Raw genomic sequence first — 12,590 nt, 5'->3', positions numbered from 1 at the left:
AACGGCCATGATGGGACCAGCACACTCACTGTCGGGCGCCGCCGCATGGCTCGGCGTCGGCGCTGCGGCAGCCGCGACCGGCCACTCGATGCCGTGGCCGGTACTGCTCGCCGGTGCGCTGATCTGCGCCGGCGCTGCTCTGGCCCCGGACCTCGACCACAAGGCCGCGACGATCTCCCGCGCCTTCGGACCCCTCTCGCGCTGGCTGTGCGAGATCGTGGACAAGCTCTCCTACGCCGTCTACAAGAGCACGCGAAAGCAGGGCGACCCGCGCCGCTCCGGCGGGCACCGCACCCTGACGCACACCTGGCTGTGGGCGGTGATGATCGGCGCGGGCTCCTCGGCGCTGGCGATCACCGGTGGACGCTGGGCGGTTCTTGCGCTGCTCTTCGTCCACATGGTCCTGGCGATCGAGGGCCTGCTGTGGCGGGCGACGCGGGGGTCCAGCAGCGATGTGCTGGTGTGGCTGCTGGCGGCGACGAGCGCGTGGATCATCGCCGGCGTGCTGGACAAGCCGGGCAACGGGTCGGACTGGCTGTTCACGGACCCGGGCCAGGAATACCTCTGGCTCGGACTGCCGATCGTGCTCGGTGCCCTGGTCCACGACATCGGGGACGCGCTGACCGTCTCGGGCTGTCCGGTTCTGTGGCCCATCCCGATCGGGCGCAAGCGCTGGTACCCGATCGGTCCGCCCAAGGCGATGCGGTTCCGGGCCGGAAGCTGGGTCGAGCTGAAGGTGCTGATGCCCGTGTTCATGGTGCTCGGAGGTGTGGGCGGCGCGGCCGCGCTCAACTACATCTGAGTCCTGCCGGGGCCGACGGGACCGGCTCAGGTCGGCGTGCCCTCCCCGTAGCGCCGCTCGAAGCGTGCGATACGACCTTCCGTGTCCACGGTGCGGGCCTTGCCGGTGTAGAACGGGTGGCTCTCCGAGGAGATCTCGACATCCACGACGGGGTAGGTCTCCCCGTCGTCCCATTCGATCGTCTGGTCGCTGGTCGCGGTGGACCGGGTCAGGAAGGCGTAGCCGGCGGTGCGGTCGCGGAAGACGACCGAGTGGTAGTCGGGGTGCTTGTCCTGCTGCATGCGTGCTCCTCGGACAGTGCGTGCGGTGGGTGCGGGGCCGACCGACCCGGGCGGGCCGTGGCGGCCGGACCGGACGGGCAGCGCCGATCAGCCGGGCAGAGCGTCCTCGTCGACGATGTGCATCGCCGCCTCCTCCGCGGAGGAGGCAGCGCCGTCGATACCGACGTCGGTGGCGACCAGGGCGCTCTCCTCGTCCTCGTGGGCTCCCTCGTCCGGTGCGACGAGCCGGCCGGAGCGGGCGGCGCCGACCTCGTTGTCCAGGAGTTCCCCGTCGGTGCCGTCGCAGTCGCCGAGGCCGTCACCGTCGGGTGCGACGAGGTCGGGCAGTTCTTCCGCAAGCCGCTGGTCCAGGGTCTCGCCCCGCCGGCGCTCCGCGGCCGTCACGCCGGAGTGCTCCACGGCCCAGGGCCGCTCAGGAGGCGACCATCCCCGGTCCAGGGGATCCCCGACGCCGTCGTTCTCCAGAGTGTCCTCCGCGTCGAGAAGTCCGGCGTCGTCCTGGATCTCGGAGGCGTCGGGCTGGTAGACGTCGTCTCCCCATCCGTCGGCGCTGTTCACGGGTACCTCCAGGGGGTGACGGGCCCGTCCTCACCGCTGGGGCGGCGGTGGGCGACCGTGGTACGGGACACCTGCCGTCGGCGGAGCGCGCCGGACCGGCCGGTCCGGCCGCCTGCCACGGGGGGTGCCGCTCTCCAGCGTTCCACCCCCCTTCGGGGGTGCGCAACGCCAGAGCCGCGCCGGCATGCTCGGACGCGGGCGGAGAGCCTCCCCCCCCGGCACCGTCTGCGTGGCGACCGCGGTGGTCCGCCGACGGGGACCCCACGGGTCTCACACCGCGTCGCCACCCCGGGGAGGTGCCCGCCCCCCGTTCGTCCGGCAGCCGTCCGGGCTCGTGGAGCAGCCGCCCGTCCCGCGGTGGTCCGGTCGGTGTGTCCGCCCCGGGCGAGCCGGGCGGCCGGCTCCCGCCTGGCTGTCCGGTTGCGGGCCTGCCGCGACCGGTTCCTGTCCGGGCCGGGGCCGGCATCCGCCTCCTCAGCCGTGCCAGGACCGCCACAGGGCCGCGTAGGCCCCGTCCGCGGCGACCAGCTCGGCGTGGCTGCCCAGCTCGCTGATGCGGCCGTTCTCCACGACGGCGATGACGTCCGCGTCGTGCGCGGTGTGGAGGCGGTGGGCGATGGCGATCACGGTGCGGCCGTCCAGGACGCGGGCGAGGGAGCGTTCCAGGTGACGGGCGGCGCGCGGGTCGAGCAGCGAGGTCGCCTCGTCGAGGACCAGCGTGTGCGGGTCGGCGAGGACCAGGCGGGCCAGCGCGATCTGCTGGGCCTGTGCCGGGGTGAGCACGTGCCCGCCCGAGCCGACCTGCGTGTCCAGGCCGTCGGACAGGGTGCGCGCCCAGCCGTCGGCGTCGACCGCGGTGAGCGCCGTCCACAGCGCGGCCTCCTCCGTCTGCCGGGCGTCGGCCGGGTCCGGCCGGTTCTCCTCGAGGCGGGCGTGGGGCAGGGCTAGCCGGAGGTTGTCGCGCAGCGAACCGACGAAGACGTGGTGCTCCTGGTTGACGAGCGCCACGTGCGAGCGGACCCGTTCGGCGGTCATCCGGGACAGTTCCGCGCCACCGAGGGCGACCCGGCCGTCCCTGGGCGCGTAGACGCCCGCGAGGAGCCGGCCCAGCGTGGACTTGCCCGCGCCGGAGGGGCCGACGAGAGCCAGCCGGGTGCCGGGCGCGACCTCCAGGGACACCTGGCGCAGCACGTCGACGCCCTCGCGGTAGCCGAAGTGGACCCGGTCGGCGAGTACGTCCCGCCCGTCCGGTTCCAGCCCGGAGTCACCGGCGTCCGGCTCGATGTCGCGCACCCCGACGAGCCGGGCCAGCGACACCTGCGCGACCTGGAGCTCGTCGTACCAGCGCAGGATGAGGTTCACGGGGTCGACGAGCATCTGGGCCAGCAGCGCGCCCGTGGTCAGCTGACCGACCTCGATCCAGCCCTGCAGGACGAACACCCCGCCGAGCATGAGGACCGAACCCAGGACGGTGACGTGCACGAGGTTGATGACCGGGAAGAGGACCGACCGCAGCCACAGCGTGTAGTTCTCCCAGGCCGTCCACTGCTTGATCCGCAGTTCCGACAGCCCGACGCGGCGGTCGCCCAGGCGGTGGGCCTCGACCGTACGGCCGGCGTCCACGGTCTCGGCGAGGGCGGCGGAGACGGAGGCGTAACCCGCGGCCTCCGAGCGGTAGCCGGCCGGGGCCCGCCTGAAGTACCAGCGGCAGCCGGCCACCAGCAGGGGCACCGCGACCAGCACGGCCGGTGCCAGCGGCGGAGCGGTCACGACGAGCCCGCCGAGCAGCAGCGCCGCCCACATCACGCCGATCGTCAGTTGCGGCACGGCCTCGCGCATGGCGTTGGCCAGCCGGTCGATGTCGGTGGTGATGCGCGACAGCAGGTCACCGGTGCCGGCCCGCTCCAGCACGCCCGGCGGCAGCCGCACCGCCCGGACGAGGAAGTCCTCGCGCAGGTCGGCCAGCATGCGCTCGCCGAGCATCGCGCCGCGCAGCCTCACCTGCCGCACGAAGACGGCCTGGACGACGAGGGCGAGGGCGAACAGCGTCGCCGTGAGGCCCAGGTGGAGTTCGCGGGCTCCTTCCGACAGCCGCTCCACGACGTCGCCCAGCAGCCACGGACCCACCATCGAGGCGACGGTGGCGACCGTGTTGACGGCCAGGAGGATCCCGAAGGCACGCCGGTGCCGGCGCAGCAGTTCGGCCACGTAGGCGCGTACGGTCGCGGGGGCGCCGACGGGCAGCGTGTTGGCTGTCGTCGGTGCCGCCGGGTCGTATGCCGGTGGCGCCACGCCGATCATGCGGACTCCTCGATCTCGTGCCGTTCCGTGTCTTGCAGTCCGTGCAGTTCTTGCAGTCCGTGCAGTTCGTCCAGCACACCGCTCAGCGAGGTCTCTTCGTCGGTCTCGCGGGTGACCACCGCGCGGTACCGCGGCTCGGTGTGCAGCAGTTCGCGGTGCACACCGGCGGCGACGGCCAGGCCCTCGTGGACGAGGACCACGCGGTCGGCCCGGTCCAGCAGCAGCGGGGACGAGGTGAACAGGACCGTGGTGCGTCCCGTCCTGATCTCCCGCAGCCCCTCGGCGATCCGTGCCTCGGTGTGCGAGTCGACGGCGGAGGTCGGCTCGTCCAGGACGAGGACCTCCGGGTCCGTGAACAGCGACCGGGCCAGTGCCAGCCGCTGGCGCTGGCCGCCCGACAGGGAGCGTCCCCGCTCGGTGATGTGGGCGTCCATCGGATCGTCCACGTCCAGCGAGCCCTGGACGAGGGCGTCGAGGACGTCTTTGCACCGGGCGGCCGCCAGCGCCGCGGCCGCGCCGACCTCGCCCGAGGCGGGCACGTCCAGCAGGTCGCGCAGGGAGCCCGACAGCAGCACCGGGTCCTTGTCCTGGACGAGGACGGCGGTGCGCGCGCTGTCCAGCGGCAACTCGTCCAGCGGTATCCCGCCGAGCAGCACGGACGGGCCGTTCTCCGCAGGGTGTCCGCCGAGGCGTTCGGCCAGTCGTCCGGCGGCGTCCGGGTCGCCGCACACCACGGCGGTGAGCCGTGCGGCCGGGGCGAGCAGGCCGGTGGCCGGGTCGTACAGGTCACCGGAGGGCAGGTCCGCGGCGCGTGATCCGTCCGCGTCCGTGACCCGTTCCATCGACAGGACGCGGGCGGCGCGTTTCGCCGAGGGACGGGAGAAGGAGTAGGCCATCGCGATCTCCTCGAAGTGTCTGAGGGGATAGGTCAGGACCATGACGGAGCTGTAGACGGTGACGAGTTCCCCGACGGAGATCCGGCCCGCGCGGGCCAGGTGGACGCCGTAGAACACGACCGCGATCAGCAGCAGCCCCGGCAGCAGGACCTGGATGGCGCTGATCAGCGACCACATGCGGGCACTGCGCACGGCCGCGTGACGGACTTCCTGGGAGGCGCGGCGGTAGCGGTCGAGGAAGAGGTCCTCGCCGCCGATGCCCCGCAGTACCCGCAGGCCGGCCACCGTGTCGGAGGCCAGTTCGGTGGCGCGTCCTGCCTTCTCCCGCTGGAAGTCGGCCCGCCGGGTCGCGCGGGGCAGCAGGGGCAGCGCCGCGAGAGCGACGACGGGCAGGCCCACGGCGACGACGACGCCGAGGGCCGGCTGGTAGAACACCAGGCCGACGCAGACGAACACGACCGTGAGGGCGGCTGCCGTGAAGCGGGAGACGGCCTCGACGAACCAGCCGATCTTCTCGACGTCGCCGGTGGAGACGGCGACGACCTCCCCGGCCGCGACCCGCCGGCTGAGGGCGGAGCCCAACTGTGAGGCCTTGCGGGCGAGGAGCTGCTGGACGCGGGCGGCCGCGGTGATCCAGTTGGTGACGGCGGTGCGGTGCAGGAAGGTGTCCCCGAGCGCGGTGGCTGCGCCGAACAGGGCCATCAGCCCACCGGCGAGGGCCAGCCGGGCGCCCGAGCGGTCGACGACCGCCTCGATGGCGAACCCGACGCAGAACGGCTGTGCCGAGACGGCCATGAAGTGCAGCAGGCCCCAGGCCAGGGAGGTGAGCTGGCCGCCCAGTTGATTGCGTCCGAGCCACCACAGGAATCGGGGCCCCGAGCGGGCGTCGGGCACACCCGGGTCTGGATACGGAAGGTCTCGGATCTTCATGACGTCCCAGTGGCTCGTGTCAGGGATGGGGGGAGGGCGCCGCGGCGAGCGGCGACAGCAAACCGTGAAAGGTTCGCTCCGCAGGGTGGTCGGAATCAACCGGTTTTCCGCGGCACCGCGTGGTTCCGGCTGCCACCGAAGGCGGTCACCGCCCCGAGGAACCCGCCACCGGCGACCACTGCGGCCGGTCCGTCGTCGGAAAGTCGTCCCCAAAGGCCACGGCCGCCCCTCCGGCATCCCGGAGAGACGGCCGTGGCCCGCCCGCATGTGGTGCGTGAACCTCTCAGCAGTGAGGAGCCGCCGTCCCGCCGATCAACGTGTCCAGCAGCTCCCCGAGCACCGCCCGTTCCACGTCCGTCAGGGGGGCCAGGATCTCCCGCGCCGCCGACTGACGTGCCCGGTGCAGTTCGCGCAGCGTGGCGCGGCCCGCGTCGGTCAGCTCGATCCGGATCACCCGGCGGTTGGTCGGGTCCGGCACCCGGCGGACCTTGCCGTGCGCCTCCAGTCCGTCGACCAGCGTGGTCACCGCCCGCGGCACGACCTCCAGGCGTTCGGCGAGGTCCGCCATCCGCGGCGGTGCGCCGAAATGGGAGAGGGTGCGCAGCAGACGGGACTGGGCGGGTGTGATGCCCAGGTCCGACAGCTCCAGATGGTGCTTCTGGATGCGGTGCACCCGACGGGTGAACCGCAGCAGCTGCTCGGCGAGCGCGCCGTCCGGATCGGAGGTGGTCATGCGGGAACAATATCAGGACGTCGATCATTGTGAGTATAGGTAACAATGAGCTATGCTCCCCATGTCTCGCTCGTCTCGCCTCACCTCCCGTAGGAGCCCATGCACCCCGACACGCCAGATTCCTGGAACCCGTCCGGCGACGCCGGGGAACACCCCCGGCAGGTGCGCCGCATCCTGAAACTCTTCCGCCCCTACCGCGGGCGGCTCGCGGTCGTCGGCCTGCTCGTCGCCGCCTCCTCGCTCGTCTCGGTGGCCACGCCGTTCCTGCTGAAGGAGGCCCTGGACGTCGCCATCCCCGAGGGCCGCACCGGCCTGCTGAGCCTGCTCGCCCTCGGCATGATCCTCAGCGCCGTCCTCGCCGGAGTCTTCGGCGTCCTCCAGACGCTGATCTCCACCACGGTCGGCCAGCGCGTGATGCACGATCTGCGCACCGCCGTCTACGGCCGCCTCCAGCGCATGTCGCTCGCGTTCTTCACGCGCACGCGTACCGGCGAGGTCCAGTCCCGCATCGCCAACGACATCGGCGGCATGCAGGCGACCGTCACCTCCACCGCCACCTCCCTGGTCTCCAACTTCACCAGCGTCGTCGCCACGATCGTCGCGATGGTCGCCCTCGACTGGCGTCTCACCGTCGTCTCGCTGCTCCTGCTGCCGGTGTTCGTGTGGATCAGCCGCCGCGTCGGTAACGAACGGCGGAAGATCACCACCCAGCGGCAGAAACAGATGGCCGGGATGGCCGCCACGGTCACCGAATCGCTCTCGGTGAGCGGCATCCTGCTCGGCCGCACCATGGGCCGCGCAGACTCCCTCACCCACTCCTTCGCCGACGAGTCCGAGCGCCTCGTCGACCTCGAAGTGAGGTCGAGCATGGCCGGCCGCTGGCGCATGGCCGTCATCGGAATCGTCATGTCGGCCATGCCGGCCGTCATCTACTGGACCGCGGGCCTGACGATGGAACTCGGCGGACCCGGCGCCTCCCTGGGCACGATCGTCGCCTTCGTCTCCCTCCAGCAGGGCCTGTTCCGTCCGGCCGTCAGCCTGCTGTCGACCGGCGTGCAGATCCAGACCTCCCTCGCGCTCTTCCAGCGCATCTTCGAGTACCTCGACCTGCCCGTCGACATCACCGAGCGGGCGGACCCGGTCCACCTCGACCAGGTCAAGGGCGAGGTCCGCTTCGAGCACGTGGAGTTCCGCTACGACGGCGACGACGACACGGTCGCCCCCGTCCTCGACGGCATCGACGTGACCGTCCCGGCCGGCAGCAGCCTCGCCGTCGTCGGGCCGACCGGCGCGGGCAAGTCCACGCTGGGCTACCTGGTGCCGCGTCTGTACGACGTGACCGGCGGCCGGGTCACCATCGACGGGGTCGACGTCCGCGACCTCGACTTCGACACCCTCGCGCGCGCGGTCGGCGTCGTCTCGCAGGAGACGTACCTCTTCCATTCCTCGATCGCGGACAACCTGCGCTTCGCCAAGCCGGACGCCACCGACGAGGAACTGCACGCCGCGGCGCGGGCGGCCCAGATCCACGATCACATCGCCGCGCTGCCCGACGGGTACGACACGGTCGTGGGCGAGCGCGGCCACCGTTTCTCCGGTGGTGAGAAGCAGCGCCTGGCCATCGCCCGCACCATCCTGCGCGACCCGCCGGTGCTGATCCTCGACGAGGCGACCAGTGCCCTCGACACCCGGACCGAGCACGCTGTCCAGGAGGCCATCGACGCGCTCTCGGCCAACCGCACCACGCTCACCATCGCCCACCGGCTGTCCACCATCCGGAGCGCCGACCAGATCGTGGTCCTGGACTCCGGCCGATTGGCCGAACGTGGCACGCACGAGGAGCTGTTGGAGCGCGACGGGCGATACGCCGAGCTGGTGCGCCGGGACGCCCGCCTGGAGCCGACGAGATGACAAGACGACGATAAGCCCGGTTATGTCGGGATTGTGACGTTGTGCGGGTTACCGTGCCCGCATGCAGATGAACACTCCGCCACGGAGCGCGATCCGACTGACGCGCCGGGGTCGTCTCGTCCTCATCGCGATCGGAGCCGTCGCGGCCGGCACCGCTGTGGCCGTGCCGCTGCTGAGCATGGACGGCTCCGAGAAGAAGAGACCGACGACGCTGGTGATCCCGGAGGGCTGGCGCGCGAGCCAGATCTACGAGGCCGTCGACAAGGCCCTCGCCCTGCCGCCCGGCACCACCAGGAAATCGCTGCCGAAGGCCGGTCTGAAGCTGCCGGTCGACGCCGAGGGCAACCCGGAGGGCTATCTCTTCCCTGCGACGTATCCGCTGGGCGAGGAACCGACGCCGCAGACGGTGCTGGCCCAGATGGTCGACACCGCGAACAGGAAGTTCAACGGCGCCCCCGTCGCCGCCGGGGCACAGCGCAACGCCATGAACGTCTACCAGGCCGTCACCGTCGCCAGCATCGTCCAGGCCGAGTCCGCCACCAAGGCGGACATGGGCAAGGTGGCCCGTGTCGTCTTCAACCGTCTGGAGCGCGGCATGCCGTTGCAGATGGACTCCACCATCAACTACGCGCTGAACCGCCCCACGCTCAGGACGAGCACGGCGGACACCCGCATCGACAGTCCCTACAACTCCTACCAGCGCATGGGGTTGCCCCCGACCCCGATCGACAACCCCGGCGAGGAGGCCGTGCGCGCCGCGATCACCCCGACGCCGGGCGACTGGCTGTACTTCGTCACCGTCAAGCCGGGCGACACACGTTTCACCGCCAGCTACGAGGAACACCAGCGCAACGTCGCGGAGTTCAACAGGGTCCAACAGAGCGTCCAGGCCTCGGCGAGTCCGTCGAAGACCCGCTGATCCGGCGGAGGCACATCAGGCGGCGGCCGGCTCACCGGCCCGCTCGGTGAGCAGCCGCCTGATGTCCCGCACGGCAGCGCGCCCCGCCCGGTTGGCGCCGATGGTGCTCGCGGAGGGGCCGTAGCCGACGAGGTGCACACGAGGGTCGGCGACCGCGCGCGTGCCCTCGACGCGGATTCCGCCGCCCGGCTCGCGCAGCCGCAGCGGTGCCAGGTGGTCCACGGCGGGCCGGAAGCCGGTCGCCCACAGGATGACGTCGGCGGGCACCCGCCGCCCGTTCTTCCACTCCACGCCGTCCGGGGTGATCCGGTCGAACATCGGCAGCCGGTCGAGGACCCCGTCCGCCAGCCCCTGCCTGATCGCGTCGTTCAGCGGCAGGTCCGTCACGGAGACGACGCTCTTCGGCGGGAGCCCCTGCCGTACCCGCTCCTCCACGAGGGCGACCGCCGCGCGGCCCGCCTCCTCGTCGAAGGGGCCCTCGCGGAAGACCGGCGGGCGTCGCGTCACCCAGGTGGTGGCGGCCGCGTAGGGGGCGAGTTCCAGCAGGTGCTGGGTCCCCGACGCACCCCCGCCCACCACGACCACCCGCAGTCCGGCGAACGCCTCGGGCCCCGGATAGCGCGCGGTGTGCAGCTGCCGGCCCAGGAAGGTCTCCTGCCCGGGGTAGCGCGGCCAGAAGGGCCGGTCCCAGGTGCCGGTGGCGTTGACCAGCGTCCTCGTCGCCCACGTACCGGCGCTGCTCTCCACGAGCAGTCGCCCGCCCGTTCCCTCACGCACTGCCGTCACCTCGACCGGCCGCCGTACCCGCAGGTCGAAGGCGTGCTCGTACGCCGTGAAGTACTCGGTGATCACCTCGGAGGAGGGCCGCGCCGGATCCGCGCCCGTCAGCTCCCTGCCGGGCAGCGCGTGCATCCCGTGCACCTTGCCGTACGTCAGCGAGGCCCACCGGAACTGCCAGGCGCCGCCCGGGCCGGGGGAGTGGTCCAGCACCACGAAGTCCCGCTCCGGCTGGAAGCCGGTGCGCCGCAGGTGATAGGCGGCGGCCAGTCCCGCCTGCCCGGCGCCTATGACGACCACCTCGACCTCACGCATGTCGTTCACATTTGAACCAACAGGGGTGAGGTCGTGGATCTTCCCGTGAACGCGTCGGCGCTCCTGCACGCCAGCGTGGTCGTGGTCGTGGTCGTGGTCGGCGGGCGGCTCGCGGGCCGGACCCCCTGTGTCACGGGTCGGGCGGCCACCGGCCTGTGGAATCCGGTGCACGGGGTTGCCGATGGGTCAGGATGGAGGCATGTCAGATGCGTTCACCACCCGGGTACTGCACATCGCCTCCGGCGCACAGGAGAGGGTCGTCGACCTCACCCGAGACTGCGAGACCTTCCTGCGGGAGGCGGCGGCCGGCCGCGACGGCCTCCTCAACGTCTTCGTCCCCCACGCGACGGCCGGCATCGCGATCATCGAGACCGGTGCCGGAAGCGACGACGACCTCCTCGCCGCCCTCCACACCCTTCTCCCCGCCGACGACCGCTGGCAGCACCGCCACGGCAGCCCCGGCCACGGCCGCGACCACGTCCTGCCGGCCCTCGTGCCGCCCCACGCCACCCTGCCGGTGGTGGACGGCGCCCTGCAGCTGGGAACCTGGCAGTCGGTGTGCCTGGTGGACACGAACATTGCCAAAGGCAACCGTCAGGTTCGTCTGAGCTTCCTCGGCTGACCAAGATCGTTCAGCTGGGGCGTGCCGCCGATTCTCCGTACCATGCGCGCTCGAACGGAGAGAAGAAACGCGCGGTACGGACCCCAATGCGGTCGAACCTCCTTACGACGGATGCGGCAAGTGCCTGCTCGGAGTGCGGCGGCTGTCGCGCGTGAAGCCGGCTGCGTCTTCGCCCGAGCGCCAGCGTGAGAACGTGCTCACTGCCGCCTCCTCCGTCGGGGCGCACATCATCGGTTGGGCGGACGACTGGGAGGTCTCCGGCGCCACGGATCCCGTGACCCGCCCGAGCCTGGGCCCGTGGCTCCGTGACGAGAGGGGCCCGTACGACGGCTTGGTCGCGGCAGCGGTGGCTGCGTGAGAACGCGGTGGCGGAACTGCAGGTCGAAAAGACGGAATCCGGCGCGGCGTGGTTGATCGTGTCGCGTGATCGGCAGATCGACCAAGCGATCGCCGACGCATTGCCCGCAGAACGACGTTCCTGTGCTATCGCATCGTGCGAGTTCGTGCGGACTCTTTTGATGGATGAGGTGTTGGTGCGAATCGCAGATGCTGATTCCGTGCATATCAGCGGCGCCGGAATCGGCGAGGGGCTGGGTGAGTGGTGTCCCTGTCAAGAGGGCGAAGGCTCTGAATCGAGTGGGCAGTATGGGTGTCTTTGTGGTTGCCGCTTCGGTGATATCTGCCGGAAATCGGTCACGCGGAACCTTCGAGGAGAAGTTCCTCGGGCGGCGTTTCTGTTCTACCTCCACGCGGCGCCCGACCTCGGGCCCCTCTTCATGCGGTCGACGTCCTGGGCGCTGAGTCTTTGGCTTCAGGGTCTGGCCCGTAGTGGTGCTTTGAGGGGCGGAGCGTTGGAAGCACGGATCCGACTGCTCCGAACAGATATCCGCACACGGTCGGGTGTTGAGGTGGCTTTGTCTCAGCCGGTGGGGCAACGCCTTTCTTGGGGGACCCGGGCAATCCCATACCGGTTGGCCGCGTAGTGCGGAGCCTCACGGTGCCATGGGAAGGAGGATGTAGGGCTTCCTCTGCTCCAAGCGTGACAATCGTTTGATCGGACAAGGCGGCAGGCAGGAGCCCAGCGGCTCCGGCGCAAGCAAGCGCCTCCGTTCTGCTGAAATCCAAACATGATCCGTCGTGCAGCCCGACTCGCCTGCGGCTTTGCCTGCGAAAGGGATTCCAACCTGTGTCGGAGGCCCTTTCCGGTCTTTCGAGAGCTTGTCGTGTTAGGTGGCGAATAGTCCCTCGGAATTCCCCCGGGCAGAGCTGAAAGTCCCTGAAAAGTCCCTGGAGCGGAGGGGCGGATGACGCCTCTGAGACGGTCAGATCGATGGAAAGTGGACTGCGGCGAAGTGTTCGTTGTCTGGTCTCGTGCACTCGTAATGCGTAGATCTCGGGTTCGAATCCCAAGGGCGGCTCCATGGTGAACCCCAGGTCGGGCCTCTGGACTGGGGTTTCTTGTTTCGAGCGACCTTGGAATCCGGGCCAACCGGGCACTTGTAGTCCATGCATTGCAATGCGTGGATCTGGGATCGACTGGCAGTG

At 70.9% G+C, this 12,590-nt stretch carries 10 protein-coding genes; 4 read left to right on the top strand and 6 right to left on the bottom strand.

What is annotated here, in order from left to right; genetic code table 11:
• Positions 1–7 precede the first annotated feature (7 nt).
• Positions 8–802 carry a metal-dependent hydrolase gene (locus tag ACIP5W_RS18920; RefSeq protein WP_401474301.1) on the top strand — a complete coding sequence of 265 codons (795 nt, stop codon included), beginning with the start codon at positions 8–10 and terminating at the stop codon, positions 800–802.
• A 26-nt stretch (positions 803–828) separates the two neighbouring features.
• Here the strand turns inward: ACIP5W_RS18920 and ACIP5W_RS18915 are convergent, their stop codons facing one another.
• From ACIP5W_RS18915 to ACIP5W_RS18895, 5 genes are all read right to left on the bottom strand, one after another.
• Complete coding sequence (locus ACIP5W_RS18915) at positions 829–1,083, bottom strand: type B 50S ribosomal protein L31 (protein ID WP_401474298.1); 255 nt, start codon at positions 1,081–1,083, stop codon at positions 829–831.
• A gap of 87 nt (positions 1,084–1,170) precedes the next feature.
• Positions 1,171–1,641 carry a DUF5709 domain-containing protein gene (locus tag ACIP5W_RS18910; RefSeq protein ID WP_401474295.1) on the bottom strand — a complete coding sequence of 157 codons (471 nt, stop codon included), beginning with the start codon at positions 1,639–1,641 and terminating at the stop codon, positions 1,171–1,173.
• 474 nt (positions 1,642–2,115) lie between these two features.
• The gene (locus tag ACIP5W_RS18905) at positions 2,116–3,942 is read right to left on the bottom strand and encodes an ABC transporter ATP-binding protein (protein ID WP_401474293.1); all 1,827 of its coding nucleotides are present in this window, start codon (positions 3,940–3,942) and stop codon (positions 2,116–2,118) included.
• The gene (locus tag ACIP5W_RS18900) at positions 3,939–5,768 is read right to left on the bottom strand and encodes an ABC transporter transmembrane domain-containing protein (protein WP_401474291.1); all 1,830 of its coding nucleotides are present in this window, start codon (positions 5,766–5,768) and stop codon (positions 3,939–3,941) included. Before ACIP5W_RS18900 ends, ACIP5W_RS18905 begins: the two co-directional genes overlap by 4 nt.
• A gap of 283 nt (positions 5,769–6,051) precedes the next feature.
• Positions 6,052–6,501, bottom strand: coding sequence for a MarR family winged helix-turn-helix transcriptional regulator (locus ACIP5W_RS18895; RefSeq protein ID WP_401474288.1), 450 nt, complete (start codon positions 6,499–6,501; stop codon positions 6,052–6,054).
• 99 nt (positions 6,502–6,600) lie between these two features.
• Here ACIP5W_RS18895 and ACIP5W_RS18890 point away from each other — a divergent pair, with 99 nt between their 5' ends.
• Both ACIP5W_RS18890 and mltG read left to right on the top strand, forming a co-directional pair.
• Entirely contained in the window at positions 6,601–8,412 is a 1,812-nt protein-coding gene (locus tag ACIP5W_RS18890; RefSeq protein WP_401474285.1) for an ABC transporter ATP-binding protein, read from the top strand.
• 61 nt (positions 8,413–8,473) lie between these two features.
• Complete coding sequence (mltG, locus tag ACIP5W_RS18885; protein WP_401474282.1) at positions 8,474–9,331, top strand: endolytic transglycosylase MltG; 858 nt, start codon at positions 8,474–8,476, stop codon at positions 9,329–9,331.
• A gap of 15 nt (positions 9,332–9,346) precedes the next feature.
• Here the strand turns inward: mltG and ACIP5W_RS18880 are convergent, their stop codons facing one another.
• Positions 9,347–10,432, bottom strand: coding sequence for an NAD(P)-binding domain-containing protein (locus ACIP5W_RS18880; protein ID WP_401474279.1), 1,086 nt, complete (start codon positions 10,430–10,432; stop codon positions 9,347–9,349).
• Between the two features lie 190 nt (positions 10,433–10,622).
• Between ACIP5W_RS18880 and ACIP5W_RS18875 the strand changes: the two genes are divergently transcribed.
• A complete protein-coding gene (locus tag ACIP5W_RS18875; RefSeq protein WP_401474276.1) occupies positions 10,623–11,045 on the top strand; it encodes a secondary thiamine-phosphate synthase enzyme YjbQ in 423 nt (140 codons plus the stop codon).
• The last annotated feature ends 1,545 nt before the right edge of the window (positions 11,046–12,590 follow it).

Origin of the sequence: Streptomyces sp. NPDC088766, assembly GCF_044750845.1 — a bacterium.
Taxonomy (GTDB): Bacteria; Actinomycetota; Actinomycetes; order Streptomycetales; family Streptomycetaceae; genus Streptomyces.
Note: the sequence above shows the minus strand (reverse complement) of the source record. Positions and strands in the feature narration are given on the sequence as shown.

Excerpts from the sequence above, each read along its gene's own strand:
- ACIP5W_RS18920 (WP_401474301.1), top strand. The coding sequence starts at position 8 with ATGATGGGACCAGCACACTCACTGTCGGGCGCCGCCGCATGGCTCGGC.
- ACIP5W_RS18915 (WP_401474298.1), bottom strand. The coding sequence starts at position 1,083 with ATGCAGCAGGACAAGCACCCCGACTACCACTCGGTCGTCTTCCGCGAC.
- ACIP5W_RS18905 (WP_401474293.1), bottom strand. The coding sequence starts at position 3,942 with ATGATCGGCGTGGCGCCACCGGCATACGACCCGGCGGCACCGACGACA.
- ACIP5W_RS18900 (WP_401474291.1), bottom strand. The coding sequence starts at position 5,768 with ATGAAGATCCGAGACCTTCCGTATCCAGACCCGGGTGTGCCCGACGCC.
- ACIP5W_RS18895 (WP_401474288.1), bottom strand. The coding sequence starts at position 6,501 with ATGACCACCTCCGATCCGGACGGCGCGCTCGCCGAGCAGCTGCTGCGG.
- ACIP5W_RS18890 (WP_401474285.1), top strand. The coding sequence starts at position 6,601 with ATGCACCCCGACACGCCAGATTCCTGGAACCCGTCCGGCGACGCCGGG.
- mltG (WP_401474282.1), top strand. The coding sequence starts at position 8,474 with ATGCAGATGAACACTCCGCCACGGAGCGCGATCCGACTGACGCGCCGG.
- ACIP5W_RS18875 (WP_401474276.1), top strand. The coding sequence starts at position 10,623 with ATGTCAGATGCGTTCACCACCCGGGTACTGCACATCGCCTCCGGCGCA.